This is a genomic window from Cohnella sp. (assembly GCF_041640265.1).
Lineage (GTDB): Bacteria > Bacillota > Bacilli > Paenibacillales > Paenibacillaceae > Cohnella.
Genome location: NZ_JBEQAP010000007.1, coordinates 162,532 through 186,341 on the forward strand (window position 1 = coordinate 162,532; position 23,810 = coordinate 186,341).

Annotated in this window: 27 protein-coding genes and 1 pseudogene; 27 read left to right on the plus strand and 1 reads right to left on the minus strand. The window is 44.2% G+C overall.

From position 1 onward, the window contains the following. Positions 1 to 54: 54 nt before the first annotated feature. From ACESLK_RS08110 to ACESLK_RS08200, 19 genes and pseudogenes are all read left to right on the plus strand, one after another. Positions 55 to 1,197: an MBL fold metallo-hydrolase gene (locus ACESLK_RS08110; RefSeq protein ID WP_373228762.1), complete on the plus strand. Its 1,143-nt coding sequence runs from the start codon at positions 55 to 57 to the stop codon at positions 1,195 to 1,197. Then, positions 1,187 to 1,669 carry a DsrE/DsrF/DrsH-like family protein gene (locus tag ACESLK_RS08115; protein ID WP_373228715.1) on the plus strand — a complete coding sequence of 161 codons (483 nt, stop codon included), beginning with the start codon at positions 1,187 to 1,189 and terminating at the stop codon, positions 1,667 to 1,669. Before ACESLK_RS08110 ends, ACESLK_RS08115 begins: the two co-directional genes overlap by 11 nt. A 190-nt stretch (positions 1,670 to 1,859) precedes the next feature. After that, positions 1,860 to 3,242 (plus strand): ABC transporter substrate-binding protein, encoded by a 1,383-nt coding sequence (locus ACESLK_RS08120; RefSeq protein WP_373228716.1) that lies wholly within the window; start codon positions 1,860 to 1,862, stop codon positions 3,240 to 3,242. Positions 3,243 to 3,309: 67 nt separating this feature from the next. After that, positions 3,310 to 4,215 carry a carbohydrate ABC transporter permease gene (locus ACESLK_RS08125; protein WP_373228717.1) on the plus strand — a complete coding sequence of 302 codons (906 nt, stop codon included), beginning with the start codon at positions 3,310 to 3,312 and terminating at the stop codon, positions 4,213 to 4,215. A gap of 2 nt (positions 4,216 to 4,217) precedes the next feature. Beyond that, entirely contained in the window at positions 4,218 to 5,057 is an 840-nt protein-coding gene (locus ACESLK_RS08130; RefSeq protein ID WP_373228719.1) for a carbohydrate ABC transporter permease, read from the plus strand. A 72-nt stretch (positions 5,058 to 5,129) separates the two neighbouring features. Continuing rightward, a complete protein-coding gene (locus tag ACESLK_RS08135; protein ID WP_373228720.1) occupies positions 5,130 to 6,431 on the plus strand; it encodes a response regulator transcription factor in 1,302 nt (433 codons plus the stop codon). A 39-nt stretch (positions 6,432 to 6,470) separates the two neighbouring features. Beyond that, positions 6,471 to 9,278 carry a sensor histidine kinase gene (locus tag ACESLK_RS08140; RefSeq protein WP_373228721.1) on the plus strand — a complete coding sequence of 936 codons (2,808 nt, stop codon included), beginning with the start codon at positions 6,471 to 6,473 and terminating at the stop codon, positions 9,276 to 9,278. A 121-nt stretch (positions 9,279 to 9,399) separates the two neighbouring features. Further along, complete coding sequence (locus ACESLK_RS08145; protein WP_373228722.1) at positions 9,400 to 9,567, plus strand: hypothetical protein; 168 nt, start codon at positions 9,400 to 9,402, stop codon at positions 9,565 to 9,567. Positions 9,568 to 9,670: 103 nt separating this feature from the next. Beyond that, positions 9,671 to 10,480: pseudogene (locus ACESLK_RS08150) on the plus strand (glycoside hydrolase family 43 protein); the annotation flags it as partial. 63 nt (positions 10,481 to 10,543) lie between these two features. Then, a complete protein-coding gene (locus tag ACESLK_RS08155) occupies positions 10,544 to 11,485 on the plus strand; it encodes a glycoside hydrolase family 43 protein (protein ID WP_373228763.1) in 942 nt (313 codons plus the stop codon). A gap of 748 nt (positions 11,486 to 12,233) precedes the next feature. Next, entirely contained in the window at positions 12,234 to 12,689 is a 456-nt protein-coding gene (locus ACESLK_RS08160) for a MarR family winged helix-turn-helix transcriptional regulator (RefSeq protein ID WP_373228723.1), read from the plus strand. A gap of 160 nt (positions 12,690 to 12,849) precedes the next feature. After that, entirely contained in the window at positions 12,850 to 13,179 is a 330-nt protein-coding gene (locus tag ACESLK_RS08165) for an antibiotic biosynthesis monooxygenase family protein (RefSeq protein ID WP_373228725.1), read from the plus strand. A gap of 29 nt (positions 13,180 to 13,208) precedes the next feature. Then, positions 13,209 to 13,397, plus strand: coding sequence for a hypothetical protein (locus ACESLK_RS08170; RefSeq protein WP_373228727.1), 189 nt, complete (start codon positions 13,209 to 13,211; stop codon positions 13,395 to 13,397). 160 nt (positions 13,398 to 13,557) lie between these two features. Beyond that, the gene (locus ACESLK_RS08175) at positions 13,558 to 14,013 is read left to right on the plus strand and encodes a MarR family winged helix-turn-helix transcriptional regulator (RefSeq protein WP_373228728.1); all 456 of its coding nucleotides are present in this window, start codon (positions 13,558 to 13,560) and stop codon (positions 14,011 to 14,013) included. 230 nt (positions 14,014 to 14,243) lie between these two features. Beyond that, positions 14,244 to 14,960, plus strand: a complete 717-nt coding sequence (locus tag ACESLK_RS08180) for a thermonuclease family protein (RefSeq protein WP_373228729.1) — start codon at positions 14,244 to 14,246, stop codon at positions 14,958 to 14,960. A gap of 301 nt (positions 14,961 to 15,261) precedes the next feature. Beyond that, the gene (locus ACESLK_RS08185) at positions 15,262 to 15,849 is read left to right on the plus strand and encodes a TetR/AcrR family transcriptional regulator (RefSeq protein WP_373228730.1); all 588 of its coding nucleotides are present in this window, start codon (positions 15,262 to 15,264) and stop codon (positions 15,847 to 15,849) included. 163 nt (positions 15,850 to 16,012) lie between these two features. After that, positions 16,013 to 16,441, plus strand: a complete 429-nt coding sequence (locus ACESLK_RS08190) for an organic hydroperoxide resistance protein (RefSeq protein WP_373228731.1) — start codon at positions 16,013 to 16,015, stop codon at positions 16,439 to 16,441. 375 nt (positions 16,442 to 16,816) lie between these two features. Then, entirely contained in the window at positions 16,817 to 17,302 is a 486-nt protein-coding gene (locus tag ACESLK_RS08195; protein WP_373228732.1) for a MarR family winged helix-turn-helix transcriptional regulator, read from the plus strand. Between the two features lie 69 nt (positions 17,303 to 17,371). Beyond that, positions 17,372 to 18,415, plus strand: coding sequence for an LLM class flavin-dependent oxidoreductase (locus ACESLK_RS08200; protein WP_373228733.1), 1,044 nt, complete (start codon positions 17,372 to 17,374; stop codon positions 18,413 to 18,415). A gap of 20 nt (positions 18,416 to 18,435) precedes the next feature. On the opposite strand, the gene ACESLK_RS08205 is transcribed toward ACESLK_RS08200, so the two are convergent. Further along, a complete protein-coding gene (locus tag ACESLK_RS08205) occupies positions 18,436 to 19,305 on the minus strand; it encodes a LysR family transcriptional regulator (protein WP_373228735.1) in 870 nt (289 codons plus the stop codon). Positions 19,306 to 19,486: 181 nt separating this feature from the next. Here ACESLK_RS08205 and ACESLK_RS08210 point away from each other — a divergent pair, with 181 nt between their 5' ends. The 8 genes from ACESLK_RS08210 to ACESLK_RS08245 all read left to right on the plus strand — a co-directional run bounded on the left by ACESLK_RS08210 (position 19,487) and on the right by ACESLK_RS08245 (position 23,613). Then, on the plus strand, positions 19,487 to 19,807 hold the full coding sequence (locus ACESLK_RS08210; protein ID WP_373228736.1) for an NIPSNAP family protein: 321 nt from the start codon (positions 19,487 to 19,489) through the stop codon (positions 19,805 to 19,807). A 62-nt stretch (positions 19,808 to 19,869) separates the two neighbouring features. Beyond that, positions 19,870 to 20,439: a TetR/AcrR family transcriptional regulator gene (locus ACESLK_RS08215; protein WP_373228738.1), complete on the plus strand. Its 570-nt coding sequence runs from the start codon at positions 19,870 to 19,872 to the stop codon at positions 20,437 to 20,439. Between the two features lie 117 nt (positions 20,440 to 20,556). Beyond that, a complete protein-coding gene (locus ACESLK_RS08220; RefSeq protein WP_373228739.1) occupies positions 20,557 to 21,099 on the plus strand; it encodes an NAD(P)H-dependent oxidoreductase in 543 nt (180 codons plus the stop codon). After that, positions 21,096 to 21,584, plus strand: coding sequence for a DsbA family protein (locus ACESLK_RS08225; RefSeq protein WP_373228741.1), 489 nt, complete (start codon positions 21,096 to 21,098; stop codon positions 21,582 to 21,584). The genes ACESLK_RS08220 and ACESLK_RS08225 overlap by 4 nt, the downstream gene beginning before the upstream one ends. A gap of 79 nt (positions 21,585 to 21,663) precedes the next feature. After that, positions 21,664 to 22,401, plus strand: a complete 738-nt coding sequence (locus ACESLK_RS08230; protein WP_373228743.1) for an SDR family NAD(P)-dependent oxidoreductase — start codon at positions 21,664 to 21,666, stop codon at positions 22,399 to 22,401. Positions 22,402 to 22,462: 61 nt separating this feature from the next. Beyond that, complete coding sequence (locus tag ACESLK_RS08235; protein WP_373228745.1) at positions 22,463 to 22,705, plus strand: tautomerase family protein; 243 nt, start codon at positions 22,463 to 22,465, stop codon at positions 22,703 to 22,705. Positions 22,706 to 22,893: 188 nt separating this feature from the next. Further along, complete coding sequence (locus tag ACESLK_RS08240; RefSeq protein WP_373228747.1) at positions 22,894 to 23,376, plus strand: DUF2975 domain-containing protein; 483 nt, start codon at positions 22,894 to 22,896, stop codon at positions 23,374 to 23,376. Between the two features lie 15 nt (positions 23,377 to 23,391). Further along, positions 23,392 to 23,613 carry a helix-turn-helix domain-containing protein gene (locus tag ACESLK_RS08245; protein WP_373228748.1) on the plus strand — a complete coding sequence of 74 codons (222 nt, stop codon included), beginning with the start codon at positions 23,392 to 23,394 and terminating at the stop codon, positions 23,611 to 23,613. Positions 23,614 to 23,810: the final 197 nt, after the last annotated feature.

Below are 23,810 nucleotides of genomic sequence, written 5' to 3' on the forward strand. Positions count from 1 at the left end.
GCCCAACAAAAAACGTGAGGAGGAGAAACATTGAAGACAAATACGATAAAGAAAATGAGTGCAAAAGAAGTTACGAAAATGGTTCTCGGTAAAGAGGAGCTTTTCATTCTAGACGTACGTAATGAAACGGATTTTATCGATTGGAAGATTGAGGGCGAAAGTGTCGAAGTCATTAACATTCCTTACTTTGATCTGTTGGACGGGATCGATCCTGCTCTTGAACAAATTCCAGAGGGCAAACCCGTGTTAGTTGTTTGTGCAAAAGAAGGATCGTCCCTGTTCGTAGCCGAGCAAATTGTTGAAGCAGGTAGAAGTAATGTCGCCTATCTTGAAGGTGGGATGAAGTCATGGAGCGAGTATCTTGAGCCTGTAAAAGTAGCCGACCTTATTGGAGGAGGAGAGCTTTATCAGTTCGTGAGAATAGGTAAAGGATGCTTGTCCTATATGATACTCTCTGGTGGTGAAGCGGCGATTATCGATACAAGCCGTATGATCGGCCAATATGAAACCTTCTTGCAAGCAAAGAGCGCAAAGCTTGTTCATACGATTGATACTCATCTTCACGCCGATCATATTTCTGGAGGAAGAGAGCTTGCTCAGAAATTTGGTGCAATGTACCATCTGCCGCCTAAAGATGCAACTGAAGTAACGTTTGACTACAACAAGCTCGAGCAAGGTAAAGACATCACAGTCGGAAAAGAAAGAATTGTTGTACAGCCGATCTACTCACCTGGACACACCATTGGTTCGACTTCCTTTATCATAGATAACCAATACCTTTTATCTGGAGATATTCTCTTTGTACAATCAATAGGTCGTCCTGATTTGGCCGGTCTTGCAGAAGATTGGGTAGGAGATCTTCGTGAGACGCTCTATGTACGTTATAAAAATATGTCCGAGGATTTGATCGTTCTTCCCGCTCATTTCGGTAAAATAACCGAGCTTGGAGAGTTTGGGCTTGTATCTTGTAAACTGGGTGAACTTTACAAAAATAATCCAGCTCTGCAAATTCACGATGAGAATGAATTCCGTAAAACGGTAACCGAAAATTTACCGCCTCAACCGAATGCGTATCAGGAAATTCGTCAAACCAATACGGGAAAAATTAACCCAAATGAAGATGAGCAGCGTGAAATGGAAATCGGGCCCAACCGTTGTGCAGTTCATGTAAAGGGGACAAATAATATTGACACATAATATTGAAAAAACAACAATCGTACTATTTAGCGGTGAATTAGATAAAGCTATAGCTGCGTTTATTATTGCAAATGGTGCGGCAGCATACGATCATGAGGTGACTATATTCTTTACTTTCTGGGGGCTAAACGCACTTCGTAAGGAGGAACAAGTACCTGTAAAAAAAGGATTGCTAGAAAAAATGTTTGCTTGGATGATGCCGCGGGGCGCGAATAAACTGGGTATATCGAAAATGCATTTCGGTGGAGCGGGACCCAAAATGATTAAGCATGTCATGAAAAAGCATAATGCCCTTAGCTTGCCTCAGCTTATTGAACTGGCTCAAGAACAAGGAATTAAGCTTGTTGCCTGCACGATGACGATGGATCTCCTAGGATTGCAGCAAGAGGAGCTTCTGGATGGAATCGAATACGCGGGGGTAGCTGCCTATCTTGGGGATGCTACAGATGCTAAAGTAAATTTGTTTATCTAACGAAACAAGGACAGAGTTCAAGGTAGGATTTTAATAGATCATTTCATTTGACAAAAGAAGGAATGCAATCGCGTTCCTTCTTTTGTCTGCCAAGTTTGTAATCTAGCCATAGTTATTGTAGTTTTGTCGAATACCTGTTTCGGCGTGTACAAGTTATGCTTATGTAGAAGTCAAACACAGGAGGGTTAACATGAAAAAGAGAATGATGACATCGATCGCAACAATCATTGCAACATGCGTGCTATTAGCTGGATGCGGGGCTGCTTCCGACACGGGCAAGGAAAATCAGGGGGAGAAGACTGCCGCCGAGACGCAAACGCCTGCCAAATCCGAAGGCCCGGTTACGATTCGTGTTGCTACGAATAAGGGAGATATTTCGGATGACGAAATTATAGAATTTGAACAGAATAACCCTGATATCAATATCGAATGGGAAGATCTCGACCAGCAGAAGCTGGCGGCCCAATTAGCCACGGACGATGCGCCGGACCTGATTCGGGTGCAGGGCGCAGTAGACCTGACTTCGTTTGTCGTTAAGGGTCTGGCTTTGGACCTTACTCCGTATCTAGAGAAGAGCCAGGTGCTTAAAGAAGACGATTTCCTCCCGCCGGTGAATCTGTACCGCTTCGACGGGAAGGTTCAAGGACAAGGTCCTATATACGGTATGCCGAAAGATTGGTCGCCGGATTTTACGATCTTCTACAACAAAAAGTTGTTTGAAGCTGCGGGCGTGGAGGTTCCGGATTCGAATACGCCGCTCACGTGGAACGAATTGATGGAACTGGGCAAAAAATTGACCCTAACGGAAAACGGCAAGGTGAAGCAGTACGGCTTTGCATTGGGTTCAAAAACGCAAGCCGACCTTCAGTCCATCATGCTTTATCTGGCAAGTAAAGGCGTCAAAATTTTCTCCGAAGATATGCAAACAGTCGATTTCACCAAACCGGAAGTGAAGGAAGCTGTTTCCATGTGGGTGGATGCCGTCAAGAATAACCTGGGTAAAAACGACGTGAACCAGGATCCCGCTCCATGGGGCGGAGATTTGTTCATAAACAATAAAGCAGCCATGATCATGGCAGGCTACTGGTTCTCCGGCTTGATTCGGGGCGATGAGAAGATGAAGACGCACCTCGAAGATTACGGCATGCTTGCGGCGCCTATTGCCGAGAATGGTGAGCGAGTGTCGCCGACGGGTGCAGCTACCGGCTTTATGATCAGCAAGAACACGAAGTATCCAGAGCAGGCCTGGAAGGTGTTCGAATTTGTCATGGGGGGCACTCCGGCGAAAAACCGCGCAACTGCCGGCTGGGGAGTACCGGCGCTTAAATCGCTGCTTCCGTTAATGCCGCAGCAAACCGATTTCGACAAAAGGGTCTACAACCAACTTCAGGAAGAATTGAAGTACTCGAACACTCCTTTGGAAAGCAATCCGTTCTTTCTTAACGGCCAAACCATTCTGGACAAATACGTGACGCCGGTTTATTTCGGCAAAGCCAACCTCGATGACGCCTTGAAGGAATTAACGAAAAACGCGAACCTGATCATTCAAGAAAGTATGAATGCCGCTCAGTAAAAGGCGCGGTTAAAGAGGAAAAAGGGAGAAGGCATTCTCCCTTTTTCATTTATGGGAGTGATGAATCATGCTGCAATCAAAAAAATGGAGACAATACTGGACTTTCTACGCTTTCCTTTCGCCCTGGCTTATTATTTTTATTTTCCTCGGGTTATTCCCGCTTCTGTACGGCCTATATCTGAGTTTTACGAATTTCACGGGCTTTAACATGAACCATTTGAAATTTGTGGGGCTCAGTAATTATAATACGGTGTTTCAGGATTCAGAATCCATGTATGCGCTCGGCCGCACGCTGCTGGTTACGGCGATTAACGTCCCGCTCAGTCTCGGCATCGGTCTGCTTCTGGCGATTCTGCTAAACCAGAAGATTAAGGGGCTTTCCTGGTACAGGACTGCTTTCTATATGCCCTCCGTTGTGCCGATCATTTCCACCGTATTGATGTGGAAATTTATTTTTGCCGGCGACGGACTGCTCAATGCACTGTTCACCCGTTTTAATCTTCCCGCAGTCAATTGGCTAAGCTATGATTATGCGACAACTTCACTGATTGTAATGCTTTTGTGGGGGGCTGGCGGCAGTTTGCTCGTCAATCTCGCAGGTTTGAAGGGTATTCCTGCCGACTTGTATGAAGCGGCCGAGATTGACGGGGCAAACCCGGTACGTAAGTTCTTTACCGTAACTTTACCGCTAATGACCCATATCCTGTTCTTTAATTTAATAATGGGTATTATCGGATCGCTCCAAATATATATTCAGCCGATCCTATTGACAGGCCAAAAGCTTCTGGATCCGCCGATTAAACCCAATTATTTATACTTGGTTCACGCTTTTCAGCAAATCTTTGCATTTCAACGTTTCGGTTACGGCTTGGCGCTCATGTGGGTTTTATTTGTCGCGATCCTGCTTCTAACCGTACTGATCTTTTATTCAAGCCGTTACTGGGTCTACTATGAGACCGAGCAGGAGGTGTAGGTATGGTTAACGCGGGAATCAATAAACTGCAGCTTCGAATTGCAGTGTATGGCCTCATCGCTTTATTGACGGTTATTTTTGTTTATCCTTTCGTTCTGACGGTCATCAATTCGTTAAATCCGCTCAAATCCTTGCCGACCCTTCTGCCGACGGCTTTCAATTGGGAGAACTATAAGCTCGCCGTGACCATGATCGAGTTTCCGGCCTTTCTGAAAAACTCGCTCATCATTTGTGCAATTTATGTGCCTTTGACGACAATATCCAGCGCACTGGCCGGTTTTGGGTTCGCGCGGCTTAACGCACCGGGGAAGAAGTTGCTCTTTGTAGTGATTACTTCCACCATGATGCTGCCCCAGATCGTGACGCAAATTCCGACTTATATTCTGTTCCATAAGCTGGATCTTATTAATACTTTTATTCCATGGCTTCTGTTGGGTATTGGCGGGGCGCCGTTCTTCATTTTTCTATACCGGCAGTTCTTTTCTTCGATCCCCCGGGAGCTCGAAGAAGCGGCACGGATCGACGGCTGCTCCACGCCCAGAATGTTCTGGACGATTTTTCTGCCTTTGGCAACACCGGCAACCTGGACGACGGCGATCATGTGCTTCCAGTGGACCTGGGGAGACTTCATTACGCCTTTCATGTTTCTGAAGGAAGCGAACTATCCGCTAGCCACCGCACTAGCCACGATCGGTTATACCCTGCCTGAAAACCCGAAAGTCGTGTTCCAGCAGCCGAGCTCGGCTGCGGCGATTCTGTTCATGATTCCGACAATTGCCGCCTTCTTCTTCGGGCAGAGGTATTTAGTGGATGGCATTGCCGCGGGAGCCGTTAAAGGCTAAACTAGAGTTGTGTCGATTAATGTCGAACGATGACGAAAAAACAGTTTCTTTCAATAAGAAGCAGGTGCTGCTATGTTTTCAATATTAATTGTCGACGATGAAGCGGAAATTCGCGATGGCCTTGCATCGCTTGATTGGCAATCAATAGACTATGAAATTGCTGGAGTCGGCGCCCATGGCTTGGAAGCTCTTGCTTTGATGGAGGAAAGACCTGCCGACGTGATTCTGACCGATATTCGAATGCCCTTTATGGATGGCATACAGCTCCTCGAGGCTGTGAAAGAGAAATATCCTTATGTTAAAGTCATCATACTGTCCGGGTATGATGACTTTGAATATGCCAAGAAAGCGTTGAGATTGGGAGCGACGGATTACTTGCTGAAGCCGACGATCATCGAGGACCTTTTCGCCATCTTTAAAGAGCTGCATCAGAAAATGATTAACGAGAAGCAAGTCGAATATCGCCAAGCAACCCTTGAACGGAAAGAAAGGCTTCTTTCCCGCATGCTGAGAATGAAATTTTTGAAAGAGCTGCTAGCGGGGATGGTGAGCCCGGAAGATATCGAACAAGCAGCGGCAGAAGCCGAGTTCATATTGTCGCAGGAATCTGCCTACCAAGTGTCCATCTTGTCTCTGGATCGCATGCGGAATGGACTTTCCGGCGTCAGTAAAAAAGAACTGCGATTGATTGTCTATTCTCTTAACAACATGCTGTCAGAGCTATGGGAAGCGAGAGACCTTGGTTACCACTATGTCGATCCAGAAACCGCCCGATGCTACTTCATCGGACGGGATATCGACTCCCAAACGGAAATGCTTAAGGTGAAAAAGCAGCTCTCTGCATGCATGGGGCTATGGCAATCGACATTCACGATCAGTATCGGCGTCTCCGTTACGAATATAGAGCAGTTGCACGTTTCATGCCGCTCTGCCGAGCTCGCCCATGCTTCATCCGGCGAAGGAAATCGGCTTTGTATGGGCACTTATGTAGAGGTTAACAGTCGCACCGAGATCTTGGAGCCGCTGAAGCAGGAGCTGCCGACAACCAAAGGCACGCACTACATGATCGAGGAAGCGAAGAAATATATCCGCCAAAATTATTCGATCAACGTCACCTTGAAGAAAGTGGCTGAGCATGTCCATGTGACGCCGAATTATCTTAGCGCCTTATTCAAAGAAACAGGCGAAAATTTCATCCAGTATATGACCACTCTGCGAATCGAGCAGGCGAAGACGCTGCTTAAAGACCCCAGGAATAAGATCTACGAAATTGTAGAGATGGTCGGCTACTCTGACCCGGCTTATTTCTCTGCAACATTCAAGAAATATGTCGGGAAAACGCCTCTGGAATACAGATTGTCTATGGAACCATAATACGAGTTTACAAAAGACATCAATCGGAGACGATCATCCATGAAAGAACTGTTAAGAACTATTAGGTTTGAACCTACGGCGAAACGCATAACTGTGCTTGCCCTGCTGTTAAGCCTTATCGCGGAGCTGATTCTAGTATGGACCGGATTTTCCTATTTAAATAAAAACAGCCAAGTGCTCCAAGCGAGTGAAAAACAAGGCTTTCAAACGTTTTTTGGGCAAAACCTGACAGAAATTATATCCGAAATCAACAATACGATGGACCTGTTTGAGAAAAACGACCTGCGCAAATACTCAACCAGTTTCCTGCCTTTAAGGGAAAAAGATACGATTCAACAGGCAACGGAGGAGCTTAACAATAAATTAAACGCGCTGAACCTGTCGCCTTCCTTTTATAAAACCGTCTATCTGATCGGCGCGGACCGAAACCAGATGTCCTTCAGGAAGGAAATCGGCGTGCCTGATCTGCATGTGCTGCCTAATTTGAATAAGGAAGCCTTCGATTCGCAGGGATGGACTAATAATCTGTTAGAAAATAGGCGAAAAATCGTAAGATTCGATCAGGATGAGCTTCGGGGGAACAATCAGGCGTTGATGAACGATGACTTGAATGACTTTGTATCTCAAACCTCCGACAGACTGGTGATCAATAACGGGAATATCGGGATCTTTGTCATCTTTGTATTGCAGGATGACTTGTTTAATGCTGCAGAAGAGGCCCGCGGCGACGTTCACATGCCCGTAGTGGTGAGTGATGAGGGCGGCCAGCCGATATGGAGCAGCATAACTGATCCGGACCTGGTGCTTCACGCCGCGACAGTCAGCAGCGGCAGGCTCTCGTATGGAAACGAAACTTACGTCGCAGTCAGAAACAAGCTGGACATGTTTTCTTATCAGGTCACTTATCTGTATGCTGCAAATGACCTCAATCTCCCTATACTCAGAGTTACGGCCTTCTTAATTGCGATTGCAGCTGCCGCTCTTGTGCTTTCCTTCGGAGTCAGTTTCATACGCTCCAAGAAAATTTTTCTGCCCCTTCGCAAGTTTTCAATGGCGGTACGCAGGCAATCCTTATCGGATGACCTGAACCTGAAGGTGATCCCGGCTGATTTGTTCAAAAACGGCTCCCGGGAATTGTCCTTGAAAAATAAAATCCTGATCACCTTTATCCTATCCGTACTTGTTCCGACGCTTGCGAGCGGAATGCTAATTTCCTTCACGCTGACGCAAAGCATTAATAACACCGCCGACCAGTTTCTAGGCCGGATCGGCGAGCTGACGGAAACTTCCGCCCATATTAATGTCCAGAGGCTGGAAAATACAATCAACCGCATGACGATCAGCCAGGAGCTGCAGGAAATTCAGACTAAGCCGAACTATGCGCTTAATATTCCCTACTACGAGGAGTTCGAGGTCAATTACGCCTCTATAGCCGCTTTTCCGGGAGTCAATAATTTTTCTTACTTTGTTCTGTACGACAATAAAGGATCGGCGATTTACTCTTCGATCTTTTCGAATAATCTCAATTTGTTTACGGTCAATAAATCACACTTCAAGGATACCGATTCATCCTATTGGGTGGTGTCCGACTATATGGACATCACCGCCCATAACAGTGCGGCAATTGTGAAAAGAATTCCGCTCCTGAACAAAGCTCTTGGTACAGGGCAGTCTTACTATTTGCTGGCCGTTCCCAAAGACAACCTTTTCGAAAATATGGAATTCGGATCCTCGGGATTTTTGGTGACGAACGGGCAGAACAAAGAACTGTATCATTTTCACAGTTACTCCAATAATTACGAACCGAAGATGTTCTCCTATTCCTATCCGATCGCCAATACGGGGATGGTCGCGACCTTTCAGTATCCGAAAGAGGAGTTCAAGGCGCAGTACCAGGAATATTTTTATCGGTTCTTGTTTGTTCTATTAGGCGTATCGTTGTTTTCCTTTCTGCTCGCAAGTTTGCTGAGCAGTCTGATGTCGAGACCGATTGAGCGGCTGATGGGATCGATTAACCATAGTTCAAAGGTTCATTTCGACCATCTGGTTCAAGGGGGCTCGAAGAGCGAAATCGGGATGCTGATTGAAAATTACAATGAGATGGTTCACAAAATGAATCATCTGATTCAGGAAAACATGACGATTCTCGAAGAAAACGCTCAATCTAAGCTGAAGGAAAAAGAAATGAACACACTCAAGGTTAAGGCCGAATTTGACATGCTGCAGTCGCAAATCAATCCGCACTTTCTTTACAACACCTTGGAGTCCATCAATATGAAAAGCATCCGCCACGGCATGCACGACGTCAGCATCATGATCCGTACTTTATCGGATATGTTTCGCTACAGTGTGGGCAAAGGTTCCGTTATGGTTCCGCTGCAGAAAGAAATCGATCACGTGAAAAACTTTATCGCGATCCACAATATGCGGCTCGGCCATATCGTCGATTTGATGATTGAAATTCCGGAGCCTTTAATGAACGCGTCCGTCCTGAGATTTTCCCTTCAACCGATCGTAGAGAACAGCATGAAACACGCTTTTGTCGGATATAAAGAAGGGGCCTGCATTGTCATTAGCGCTAGACGCGAAGAGAAGCTTCTGCATATCGAAATCCGCGATAACGGTATTGGCATGGACGAGGAACGATTGGCGGAGGTCAAGGCCGCTTTGAATGGCACGAATGACGGATTGGGCCCGCAGGAAGGGTCAAGCGGTATTGGGCTGAAAAACGTATGCGCACGGCTGAAGCTTCATTTTCCCGATAATCCGGGGATCCGAATCGAAAGCGAACTGATGGGCGGCACATCGGTGCAGTTTAGTTTACCCCTGCAGCAGCCGGATGCATAAACCGTAATATTACCCGATCAAATCGTAACTTCACCCTATACCTGTGAAATTGTAATCACGATATAGTGAATAGCACAAGGAAATCGTTATATTACTGCAATCGTAAATGAGGGGCGGATAAATGAGAAAACGAACTATTGTGATGAAGCTCATACAGATCACCGGGATGAGGGATAATTATGAAAAAAACAAGCGCAAAAATTCCATTCTAAATAGGCGGCGCCGATATCACAATAACGGAACAGTAAGCAGCGAGCAAGAAGTCAGGCGGCTAGCCCCGGTTTCATGACCGACGGGCTAGCTTTTTCTTCTGTGATGTTAAAACTTACCTAAAACCTCTGTTATAATAAAAACGAACTTTTATATTGTCTCATGTAGATAAGGAGTGCACTATGCCTACCAAAGAACAAATTCAAATTCGCGATCCGTTTGTACTGGCTGTCAAAGATGAAAAAAAATACTACCTTTACGGAACAACGGATAAAAATGCATGGGAAGGAAAGGCGACCGGCTTTGATGTGTATGTAAGCAACGACCTTGAACAATGGGAAGGGCCGTTCCCCGCTTTTCGGCCTGAAGAAGGCTTCTGGGCGGATCAGAATTATTGGGCACCGGAAGTGTACCTTTATGACGGCAAGTATTATATGTTTGCAAGCTTTAAGGCGGACGGCAAATGCAGGGGCACACAAATTCTCGTATCCGACGATCCGGTCGGGCCCTTCCTTCCTCATTCGGACGGACCTGTTACTCCCGGGGATTGGGAATGCTTGGACGGTACACTGTATGTGGACGAAGCCGGCCATCCTTGGATGATCTTTTGTCATGAATGGCTGCAGGTGCAGGACGGCGAAATGTGTGCCATCCCCCTCACCAAGGATTTGAAATCGGCTGCCGGAGAGCCAGTGCTGTTATTTCATGCTTCAGATGCGCCGTGGACCATTGGAAGCGATAGTGCTGCAGGCGAGAAAAAGAACTACGTAACGGATGGACCTTTCTTGCACTGCGCGGCAAATGGAGAGCTCCTGATGCTGTGGTCAAGCCACGGAGTAAACGGTTATGCGATCGGTATCGCTCGTTCGGACACAGGTAACATCAGAGGGCCATGGGTGCAAGACCGCGAGCCTTTATTCGGACAAGACGGCGGTCACGGCATGCTGTTTGCCACGTTCGAAGGGGAACTGATGCTGGCTATTCACAGACCTAATAAGACTCCGAATGAAAGGCCGCTATTCCTACCGATTATCGATCTGAACGGCAAGCTTAGCATTAACAGACAATTCCGCAATCCGATTATCGAGCAGCGGGCAGACCCTTGGATTTACAAGCATACGGACGGCTATTATTATTTTACCGCTTCGGTTCCCGCATACGACTGCATCGAGCTCAGAAGGGCAAGAACGATTCAGGAGCTCAGTACCGCCGAACCGGTTGTCATTTGGTGCAAACATGAGAAGGGCACAATGAGCGGACATATTTGGGCACCTGAAATCCATTATATCGACGGCAAATGGTACATCTATTTTGCCGCCGGCGGATCGGACGAGTACGAGACGGCATGGGAGATCCGTATGTACGTCCTGGAAAATGATGCGGCCAACCCGCTGGAGACGACATGGGTGGAAAAAGGACAGATACGGACCGAATTTGACTCCTTCTCTTTGGATGCCACAACCTTCGAGCATCGCGGCGTAAGGTATTTGGTTTGGGCGCAATACGACCTGGAAACTGCAGCAAGCTCCAATCTGTATATCGCCGAGATGTCCGATCCGTGGACGATTCGCGGCGAGCAGGTCTTGCTTGCTAAACCGGAATATGCGTGGGAGATCATTGGCCACCGGGTGAACGAAGGGCCAGCCGTACTGAAGAAAAACGGACGGATCTTTATCAGCTACTCGGCAAGCGCTACCGACAGCAATTATTGCATGGGACTGCTGACAGCTTTGGAAACCAGCGATTTGTTAGACCCGCAATCTTGGACGAAATCCCCGGAGCCCGTTTTCCAAACGAGCGAAGAAACCGGACAATACGGCCCTGGCCATAACTGCTTCACCGTATCGGAGGATGGATCGGCCGATATTCTGATCTATCATGCACGAAGCTATAAGCAAATCGAAGGCGAACCATTGAATGACCCCAATCGTCATGCACGCGCGCAACAAGTGAATTGGAATGAGGATGGAACTCCGAACTTCGGCATACCTGAATGAATGTCTGTAGTAACCAATTGATCATGGTGAGTGCCTGTTTCCTTATGGAGACAGGCACTTTTGTGCACGAGCTGTGATCACGCATTATCCGGGCCTTAATGGCGATATCCTTCGACCTATGGACGAAATGTTCGATTAATTTTTCAGGAATGCTGAGCAAAGGGGATACTATCATAAAGTGATTCGAAAATATCGGGTCTGAGTGTAAGGGATACCGTCATAAAGAAATGAGAAAAGAGGGTCGTGCGCGTTGGCTACCCTTAAACTCATCGGATCTATGAACACAAACGATACCGCCGTCAGTTGCAAGAACCCCGGAGTCAACCGCGATAGGCAGTTAGAGCAGGTGGTTGTTGTAGCTACAATCCGGCTCGACTAGTTCTACGAATCACCTACAACCCGTCTAATCCTTTTGTGTGTCCATAAATCTGTATGATTTTTCGAATAGAATAGTCAGGATAAGCGCTAAAGGAGAGATTCCATACGATTTTTCATATAGATTTAACGACTTTACCATCTTGGGGGAAAATAGAAATGATTATTCATATAGAATCGCACGAATCGAGTGATGGACGCACGAAGTAAAAAGGACCGTCAGGGTGATTTGTCACTGACGGTTTTTCTTGTTTGTCGGCATAGCCAGCAATTCTCGATCAAACTCATCTCGTCCAGTTGCTTGAAATTAGTATAATCAAGCTGTATATTTTAACAATATGAGGTCGTGGTACTTTCATGAAGGAGAATAAAAATGGATTCACATAATAAAGATGCTTTTTATAAACAAAAACAATTAGCCGAATTTCAAGAAGTATTTGGAATTGTATTCCGTAAATTAAAGAAACAGAATGAATTCTTCCCTGAGACAGAGTATAAACTTGCAAGTGGACATATGCTTATTCTGCTGCATATTTTTAAGAAGGGCACTTGTATTGCCTCAGATATTTCTTCATTTCTAGGTATCACATCAGGAGGAGTAACAGGTCTTACGGACACACTTATAAAAAATAACTTAATAAAACGAACACGATTAGAAAATGATAGAAGAGTTGTTCAACTTTCTCTTACAGAAGATGGACAAAAAATAGTTGAACAAATAATTGAAAAAAGAGCAGAAAAATTTATACAGCTATTTAATGACTTGGATGAAAATGAAATCGAACAAATCCTTCATATATTTCAAAAATTGAATAGCGTATTAAAATAAAGCTCAGTTAATGATAACAATTCTCATTGACTGACTTTTATCTATGTGATAATGTTTACTTACTAATTAACTTACTTACTAAGTTAATTAGTAAGTAAGTTAATTAGTAAGTAAACATTGTTTTGTTTTTATTCCCAAATACAATACGAGGAGCGGTTATATGTTTATCAGTCAAGCCATTTATGAGGTAGATGTAACAGCACAGCATAAAATGATTGCGAAAATGCAAGAAACTATGAAAGAAACAATGAATGTAAAAGGTCTAATATCAGTAGATTGCTGGTTTAAAGAAAGTAAAGAAAGTGTTGTAGAATATGTGTTTGTTACAAAGTGGGAAAGCAAACCAGATTTTATAACATGGTTAACAAGGGAAGAGCATGTTGAAGGACACAAAGAAATGAGCAATCAAAAGAAACACGGGCAAGCAGAGGAAATTAAGATTAAAAAGATAGTGCGTCAATATGAGGTAGTAGATCTATTGTCGTTATAGAAATTTACGATATGATTTTTTAGACTTCGATGACAAAAATCATTTATCTGGATCCTAACTACTGGTATCTGTCGGGAGGCGGGTTCATCTCTGAAAATGAGATGATTATGGAAGCGGCAGATGCAAAAAGTGACATTCACCTTCCTGCCGGGGAGCAACTTCGACTTCGACTGGTTCCGCTTTATGCAGGGATAATCCCATTTCGTGACGGATGCTAAGATGGTTGACGTCTAGATTGAACCGGGGGAGTCCTCGATTCCGATCAAGAGGGAGAAGTCAGTATCCGTGCAGGTCGAGAAACTTCGAATTGTTCTTATTGATATTCCGACAGAAGTCGACTATCCTTTGTATCAGAAAGCGAGATAAGGTGGTTGAGGTATGGCAGAACGTGCTCATGAAGATCAAGCCCTTGATTTGAGGCTCTTTCGCGTACTGAGGAATATGGTAAAGGTCTTATATGAGAATATTGAGAATGACATAGACAGCTACGGACTGAGTACGGAAACTTTTCAAATTCTCGAGCTTATTTATAGTAAAGGACCGCATACGATTCAGAAAATCAGCGACACGCTGTCGATCCCGAGTGGGAGTATCACGTATGTAGTGGATAAGCTGGAGAAAAAGGGGTTTATACAACGGCTTCCCATTCCTGGTGATCGACGTAAAATGAATGTGACGTTGACCGCGGAGGGCCGTAGTTACTTTGATGATATTTTCCCAAAGCATGCTCAGACGATCTCCGATAATCTAGTCTTCGTAACGAACGAGGAGAAGATCATGCTCATTACTTTACTCAAGAAAATTGGCTTGGGAATCATGAACCGACAAGACTAAATGTCGGAAGAAACAAACATTGTCCGAATCAAGCCCGCGTAAATCGCGGGCTTTTTTTTTGAGCGCGTCCTCGCTCACGCAGTAAATCTGACAATTCCAAGTTAATTTCAAAAAAAGATTTACAAAAGAATTGCTGAATATTAATCACAAGTTTACTTATCTATGTCACTATTAGAGATGGATAAGCCGGCTATCCAAATCATGGATAATGAGAATGGAGAGATGAAATAATGTTAAACAAATTCAAAACATCTGTCATTTTAAGCTTGGTTCTGGCTATAATGCTATCCATCGGCGTCGTATTTCCGGCTGCTGAAGTTAATGCGGCAAGCACTTATTCCGGTACAGTAGACTATGTTAAGGATGGCGACACCATCTATCTGCGCCAGCCTGTGGCAGGCACAAGACAAATACGATTTTTGGGTATCGACACTCCTGAAACTTTCACTGTAGACGGTAAAGATCCTGGAAACCAAGTCGATCCATATGGAAATGCAGCAAAAGCTTATCTGAAAAATTTATTGCCAAGCGGAACTAAAATTACTCTGGTAACGGATGTAGTTGAAAAGGATGCTTTTGATCGCTTGTTGGCTTATGTTTACAAGGGCACCCTGGATGTAAATAAGGATCTGGTCGAGAAAGGTTATGCCGAAACTTATGTCATCTGGCCGAACAGCCATGATAGCGAGCGTTATGAAAGCTTACGTAATGCCATGATCTCCGCAAGAAATAATGGGCTTGGTATCTGGAATTCGTCCAATCCTTTGCAGGAACGGCCGTTTGAATACCGCGACCGCATGTTTGACGAAGTACAGGACAAATACGTAGGCGACTTCTACACCAAGAAGTATGTCGATCCGGCAGACTACAAACTGATCAAAATTGAAGACCAAGTATTCTTCTTCTCCGAACAAGACGCTATTAACGCAGGTTATTCGCATCAGTAGTTTTTAAGTTAACTTCAGACACCATAGAAACGCCGAAAAACCACAAGACTCATATGCATGGGATGTGGAACGGATTCCCTTATTCCTGAGAGATGGTGTAAAGCTGCCGATAATTGCTTTGCGTTCAACGTAATATATGTATAAAGCCGGAGCGGCAAATCGAATTGCCGCTCCGGCTTTTAATGATGGCTATAGAGAATGCAAGAAACGGAGCCGTAGTTTCAAGAACGGTCGTTCAAAATTATTCTTGACCGATCGTTCTTCATATGATAAATTGATTTTGAAAGGAGGGTGCAATGAGATGGCCAGGACAAAGGAATTCGATGAAGATGTAGTTCTGCTAAAAGCTATGCGGTTATTCTGGGAACAAGGCTATGAGAAGACATCCATACAGGAATTGGTCTCCCATATGGGGATTCATAAAGGGAGCCTGTATGATACCTTTGGCGATAAGCAATCCTTGTATGTCAAAGCATTGAAACGCTATATTGAAATGTTTGAGCAATCAATTAGGCTTCCGATTAAGCGTCGTATGGCTGATACCCGTTCTGCCAAGGAAGCTATCCGAATGATGCTTGAAATTGCAGTCCAACAGAAAGAGGAGTTTCCTGATGGCTGCTTCATGGTGAATACCGCGGTTGAGTTGGCAAAACATGATTCTGTATGCAGAGATTTGGTTAAACTGGGCTGGGCCACTGTAGAACAGTTAATATACGACATTATTGTGGAAGGCCAACAGTCGGGAGAAATTTCCAAAGCTCTAAATCCGGAATGGCTGTCTCATTATTTTAATAATGCAATAATAGGACTTCGCGTTATGGTTAAGACTATAACGGACAGCGAAAAATTACGACAAATCATTAACATGAATATGTCGGTATTTGAATAGAGGAGTGGGACAACAAAGGAAAACTTGATGGGAAGTGGCTTTAATTAACTATATTTTTGAACGATCGTTCAAGTTTGTGTTCAGCTAATTCGGCGAGCAAAGGTGCGGTCACCAGTATAGCTAGAGTATAAAATAATCCACTAATAAAAGGAGAGTTACGAATATGATTAAAATGGAAAAGAAATTGTACACGGCTACTGTAAACGTTCAAGGCGGAAGGGAAGGCAAGGCTATTTCCAGCGATGGCAATCTTAACATAGACTTGAGATATCCCAAGGAATTAGGGGGTCCCGGAACGGGAACCAATCCGGAGCAACTGTTCGCTGCAGGATTTGCCGCATGCTTCGAAGGTGCGATGGGTACTATTCTTAGAAAAAGGAATATTAAAACGGAAGGTATAACAATAACTTCTAATGTTACGCTCGGCAAGGATGCGACCGACGGCTATGTATTAGCAATTAATATGGACATCACTATAAGCGGCGTAGAAACCAACGTGGCTAAGCAGATAGTCGAGGAAGCCCATCAGGTTTGCCCTTATGCCAAAGCAACCCATGGCAATATCGAAGTAGTAACGAACGTTGTTGGTTAATTTTGTAAATGAACAAGGCCGAAAACCCCGCTTTCGTGAAGGCGGGGTTTTCGGCCTATAATGAAGATGGCAGAAAATGTGAGTGAAACCAAAATGCTGAATGCTATCAAGCATGAATCGGATCAAATCTGATCTGATTTTTTTGTATCATCTCATATGTTGACAAATAAATAAACTATGTATATATTACTTATTATTAAATTAAATAATATTAGGATATATTTTTGATAAGGTGCAGAAAGAAGCTTTTAAATGAACATTCAAATATTAGGCCCTGAATTTCAAGCAAAAGAAGAATTCGACCACGGCAAAATAAAGGCACAGAAACCTCTAGGGTTTCGTTGTATGAAAAACGCAGGTAAGGGGGCATAAAGAATGAATGAACGCGATGCTGAGGGTAAGGCTCTTGATTTAAGACTGATACGTGTAATAAGAAACATGGTGAAAGTACTGTACGAGAACTTAGAACGCGACATTGACAGCTATGGTCTCAGTTTAGAAACCTTCCGAATTCTCGAGTTTCTTTACAATAAAGGTCCGCATCCCATCCAGATTATTAGCGATACTTTCTCGATTCCTAGCGGGAGTATCACCTACGTGGTCGATAAATTGGAGAAGAAGGGGTTCGTGGAACGGCTCCCCATACCGGGTGATCGACGTAAAACAAATGTGGCATTGACCGGGGATGGACGAAGCTACTTCGACAATATATTCCCAAATCATGTTAGAACGATCTCTGACAATTTGTCCTTCGCGACGGATGAGGAGAAGCTCGAACTTATTCACGTGCTGAAGAAAATCGGATATGGAATAAGGAATCGTGAAGGCAATGACAAAAATAATGGGACGGATTTTTTATAAACGATGGATTTACTCTAATAACGCTGGAAAATCGATAGAATTTAAATTTAAAGACAGGGGGATTTGAAAATGGAAATTGGTGTAGATACATTTGTCGAAACAACTCCGGATGTTAAAACGGGCAAGACGATAACTCATGCGGAGCGATTGCGGCAGGTTGTTGAAGAAATCGTCCTTGCCGATCAGGTTGGGTTGGATATATTTGGGGTCGGCGAGCATCATCGTAAGGAATTTGGGGATTCCGCTACTGCCGTTATTCTGGCGGCAGCGGCGCCTATGACCAAAAGGATACGCTTAACCAGTTCGGTTACCGTGCTCTCTGCTGTTGATCCAGTACGTTTGTTTCAGCAATTTGCCACCCTCGATGGTATTTCAAATGGACGTGCTGAGATTATCGCGGGTCGAGGCTCTATGGTCGATGCGTTCCCATTGTTTGGTTATGATTTAAAAGACTATGATGAGCTTTACGAGGAAAAATTGGAACTTTTATTAAAATTAAGGGACTCGGAGAAGGTAACCTGGAAAGGAGGGCATCGACCGGCCTTTACGAATCTGGGTGTGTATCCGCGTCCGGTTCAGAACCCTTTACCCGTGTGGATTGGCAGTGGGGGTAATGCGGATTCGGTAATACGAGCAGGGGTACTGGGACTGCCTCTTGTTTTGGCGATCATTGGCGGGAGCCCCTTGCAATTTGCTCCGCTCGTGCCGCTCTATAAGAACGCTGCTACTCGTGCAGGACATGATGCATCGAAATTACCGATAGCCGTACACTCACTCGGGTTCGTTGCGGAAAGTACCTCGATTGCGGCCGAAAAGTATTTCCCTCCCACTCAGGCAGTGTTTAATTCAATGAGTAAAGAACGGGGTTGGGGGCATTATAGCCGTTCACAATTCGATGCCTCATGCAGCCCAGAAGGCGTATTCTACGTAGGCGATCCCGAAACGGTGGCCAACAAAATTATTTATATGCAAAAACATTTAGGCTTCTCACGATTTTTCCTACATTTACCAGCCGGCACTATGCCACATGAGGATGTTATGAAAGCTATTGAACTATTAGGAACGGAAGTCGCCCCGCGAGTTCGGGAAGAGTTCGCAAAATCGGGAAGCTAAGGAGTGACGCATGTCCAACCTTAGCCAAAATGGGCTCGCATCTCCGATAAGAAGGCTGACAAAGCCGGCGTGATTAATGCGTCTTTGCGCCTAATGAACACAGTTGTGACAATGGCATGTTTGCCGGCGATCGCATGGCATCGGACTCGGCCTTGCTTCTCTGCCTCGGTTACGATGGATCGCGGCATAAGTGAAATGCCGAGTCCGGCGCCGACACAACCGATTATGGTTTCAAACGATCCGAATTCCATTAACTTCACGGGCAATATACCTTCTTCGTTAAGCAACTGATTCAATTTTGCCCTATAGGAACAGCCGCTTTGGAATACGAGAAGCGTACGCAATTGCACATCGTGGATGGATTTGACGGATGGATAGGAGACAGGAGTGATAAGAACCAGCTCCTCATCAATGACTTTTTCCTGAACTAAATCGGGATGCTCTACGGGTCCAGCCACGAATGCTCCGTTCAGCTCATAATGAAAAACGGCATGAAGGAGTTTCTCAGTAGGGCCGGTGATTAAAGAGAAGTCGACCGATGGATATAGGGTGTGATATTGGGTAAGCAGCTTAGGCAGTCGATTCGAAGCTGTAGTTTCTACAGACCCAATATGAAGTGGCCCTGCAGGAACGGAGGAGTCTCCGACGGCCGATCTGGCTTCCTGAATGATATTCAATATTTTCTCAGCATAAGTAACAAGGATTTGACCGGAAGGGGTAAGTGTAATACCCCGGTTATGGCGGTAGAACAGAGGTGTCTGCAAATCCGCCTCCAGCTGTTGTATCTTATGGGTGACATTAGATTGAGCAAAGTTTAATTTTTGAGCCGCTTTGGATATACTACCTTCATGTGCAGTGGTAATAAACACTTTGAGCAACTGAATATCCATATTGACCTCCTGCATCGTTAAGTTTAGGTATTAGGATTTGAGATATTGGATATCTTTATTTTGTATTATACATGATAACAAAATCATTGTATGATTATTGAGCGGCCAACAGATTAATAAGCCGACTTTTTTTAAATGATAATTCTATCTTTTAATAGATAGTCAAAGGGGGGTGGCATTCATGTTATATGAACTCCGAATATACCAAGTAATTCCTGGTCGTATGCAAGCTTTACTGGATCGATTTCGGGACGATACGATACGAATTTTTGCTAAGCATAGTATGCGGGTAACGAATTTCTGGGAGGACGCGGACGAATCGAAAAATCGGTTGTATTACGTTCTTGAGCATCAAGACGCGGCATCGCGCGAACGAAACTATAAAGCCTTTCGGGAAGATCCGGAGTGGCTGGAACTTAGAGGTAGAACCGAAGAAAACGGTCCGCTGCATGAGAAAGTCGATATCATCTATATGAATCAAGTGCCATTTTTCCAAAGATGAAGTTACCAGTATGTACGGGCTTCCGTATTGACTCATTATCTACTGAAAGGTAGAATGACGATATGACAAAGACCAAAAATACAGCAGAACTCATTTTGGATACCGCTCAGTCAATTGTTCAGGATGTCGGTTTTAACGGATTTAGCTATTCACATATTGCAGAAAAAGTAGGGATACGTACTGCCAGTATTCATTACTATTTCCCTAGTAAGGAGGATTTGGGAGAAGCGCTGATTGTACGGTATCGTAAAAGTTTTATTTCTGCAATCGATCAAATCGATAGCGAGACGCAGAACAATTTGGAAAAATTTCGAAAATTCATTTTGATTTACAAGGCCCCTGTTCAAGAGTGTTGTACTTGTATGGGTGTCATGTTTGCTACTGACCTTGCTACTTTATCAAGTAAAGTACAAGAAGGGTTAGCTCATTTGTTCACCGCTAATCTAGAATGGTTGGAACGAGTGTTGGATCAGGGACGGCGTAATGGGCATCTAAACTTTGAGGGTGCCGCAAATGTACGAGCCCATCAATTTCTTGCTTCGCTTCAAGGTGCGCAATTACTTGCAAAAAGTTTTCGAGATTTAAGTCGATTTGACATGATTGCCGATGGATTAATATCCGCTTTAACTTAAAAAGGCGGATATTTTTTTTAAGCCGAAATCTATCTTTTAATAGGTAGATAAAAACAAGATGGTGATTACCCAAAATGCGTAACTATAACATAATACATTATGAAATGGAGCAAAAAAATGAAAACCTTAGTAATCGTTACTCACCCGAACATCGAGGCATCCAACTGGAACAAGTCATGGGTGAAGGAATTACAAAAGCATGACGATATCACGATTCATGAATTATATAAGGCGTACCCAGACGAAAATATCGATGTTGCTATAGAGCAACAATTGATTGAAGCGCATGACCGGATTATATTTCAATATCCGCTTTATTGGTACAGCACGCCTCCATTACTGAAAAAATGGTTTGATTCCGTATTGCTGTACGGTTGGGCCTATGGACCGGATGGCAATAAAACAGCAGGTAAAGAAATCGGTGTTGCGATCTCGACTTATGGTACGGAAGAGTCGTACACCGCAGCCGGATTCAATCGCTTTACCCTGCAAGAAATATTGCGGCCGATAGAAGCGCTTGCTCATTTTATCAGTGCCTCTTATCTGCCTCACTTTTCGCTAAACGACACTTCTGACGTTACAGATGAACGATTGGCAAAGAGCAGTATTGATTACGTTCAACATATTAAAACGGTAAAGCCAGTTATGGTGGTTTTATGAAAGACTTGACCATTGACGTTTACATGGATACGATTTGCCCCTGGTGTCGAATGGGAACAACCAGTCTGCGAACCGCTTTGAAACAATTGCCGGCAGGCACGAAGGCAACCGTTCGCTGGCATGCTTATCAGCTTAACCCCGGTATTCGTCCTGAAGGAGAAGATTATCGCCAGATTATGATCGGCCGGCTAGGCGGGACTGCACAATTCGAAGCAAGAATGAGGCAGTACAACGAAACCGGTGCTCATATCGGTGATGTGGATGAACTTGTGCAGATAGCAAGAGCAAGCGGGGTCACTGACGATGCTGCTGAACTCAAAACGCGGCTTAATCAAGGTGAGGGGCTTGAAAAAGTTGGAATAGGACAACGCAACGCGCAAAAGATGGGAATCAGAGGGGTGCCTTACTTTGTAATTAATGAGGAGATCAGTTTATCTGGATTACAATCTCCTAATGAATTTATGAAAGTGTTTGAAAACAGTTAATCTTCCAGCTCAAATGAAACAGTTCATCGATACGACGGGTGGTCTTTGGGCCAATAATTGCGACAAGGAGAAACAACATATGAGTATTCAGGGGAAAGTATTTGTGATAACCGGCGGAAGCAGCGGCCTCGGGAAAGCTATGGCGGTTGAGATGGTGAATCGGGGAGCGAATGTAGTTATCAATGGACGCCGAGAACAAGAGTTGGCTGAGGCTGCAAAAGAAATCGATCCTACTGGAAAACAAGTGCTGTTTGTTGCCGGTAATGTTGCAGATTCTAAGACCGCGAAGCGCTTGATCGACGAAAGCATGGCTCACTATGGACGCATCGATACGCTGATTAATAATGCCGGAATCTTCATGTCCAAGCCATTTACGGAGTATTCAGAAGAGGACTTTGCAACGTATTTATCAACTAATGTCGTCGGCTTCTTCCACGTTACTCAACGTGCGATGGCGGAGATGCTGAAACAAGGTACGGGACACATCATTAACATTACGACAAGTCTGGTTGACCAACCGTCGGCTGCCGTTCCTTCTGTACTCGCCTCATTAACGAAGGGCGGTCTAAACTCGGCTACGAAATCACTTGCGATTGAGTATGCTTCCAAAGGTATTCGCGTGAATGCAGTTTCACCGGGGGTCATTAAAACACCAATGCATCCTGCTGAATCACACGATGCTCTAGCTAAACTGCATCCTATGGGACGCATGGGCGAGTCACATGAGATCGTCGAGGCAGTCTTATATCTGGATTCAGCCAACTTCGTAACGGGTGAGATCCTTCATGTTGATGGTGGACAAAATGCAGGTCACTAAGCAAAAGTAGAAGCAGTGACATAATAACTAAACATTCCAATTTAATTGGGGGAGAATATCCATGCCGATTGTTACAATCCAAGTGACCCGCGAGGGCACCGTACCAGATCGTCAGTCTGTCACGGCGGAAGAAAAGGCGGCGCTCATTAAAGGGGTCAGCGATCTTCTGCTTAACGTTCTGAACAAGCCGTTAGAATCTACCTTCGTAGTTATCGAAGAGGTTGACACCGAGAATTGGGGTTGGGGTGGACTACCTGCGTTGGAGTATCGCCGGAAGCTTGCTGCTATGAAGAAGGAACAGTAAACACATTAATATCCCTACAATAATCAAACCCAGTGCCGTGATGGCACTGGGTTTGATTATTGTAGGATGACAAGAATGTGTAGATTTACATAACAACAATAATATTATTTAAAACGATATTAATTTATTGTAAAACAATAAATGATGTGATAAGATCAAATAAACAATCTATTAGTGAGGTGCTTTTTATGAAACGAGGAACAACACTCTTTTTAAAGACAGCTGTTATTCTTATCGGAATCCCATTTCTTGCTTTGTACATATTTTTGGTGCCAGAGATAGCGAATTTTGCAGCAGAGTTATATCCAGATCATACTTATTTGAAATATCTCGTTTTAATCGATTTGTATGCAACGGCGATACCTTTTTACTTTGCGCTGTATCAAGCTTTTAAACTTTTAAGCTATATTGACAAGAACAAAGCTTTCTCGGAATTATCTGTACGAGTTTTAAAGAATATTAAATACTGTGCATTCACAATCAGTAGCTTGTTTGTGGCAGGCATGCCACTCTTCTATCTCATGGCGGAGATGGACGACGCCCCAGGTATCATAATAATTGGAATGGTCATCATTTTTGCTTCAATGGTTATCGCAGTCTTTGCTGCCGTTCTCCAAATACTTTTACAAGAAGCCATTGATATAAAAGCGGAAAATGATTTAATAGTCTGATCTGAGGTGAATAATATGGCAATTATAATAAATATTGATGTGATGCTTGCTAAAAGGAAAATGAGCGTCACAGAACTTTCGGAGAGAGTTGGAATCACGATGGCTAATCTCTCCATATTGAAAAATGGTAAGGCAAAAGCAATTCGGTTATCCACTTTAGAGGCGATTTGTACGGCTTTAGAATGTCAGCCTGGAGATATTTTAGAATACAAAAGTGATGAAGATACTCAAGCATAATAGACAACAATTTATTCAACTAACAGGGAACGAGGGAGTTGAATAACAGAAGGAAGGGCTGCCGTGTGGCCAATGTCATTTAGTTAAGGTGCAGGTCCAAATATCAAGAAAAAGAGCAGGTTATCGAAAAAGATAGCCCGCTCTTTTTTTGTACGAAAAAGAGAAATAAGACTTGACAAGTAGGTATAAATGTGTGG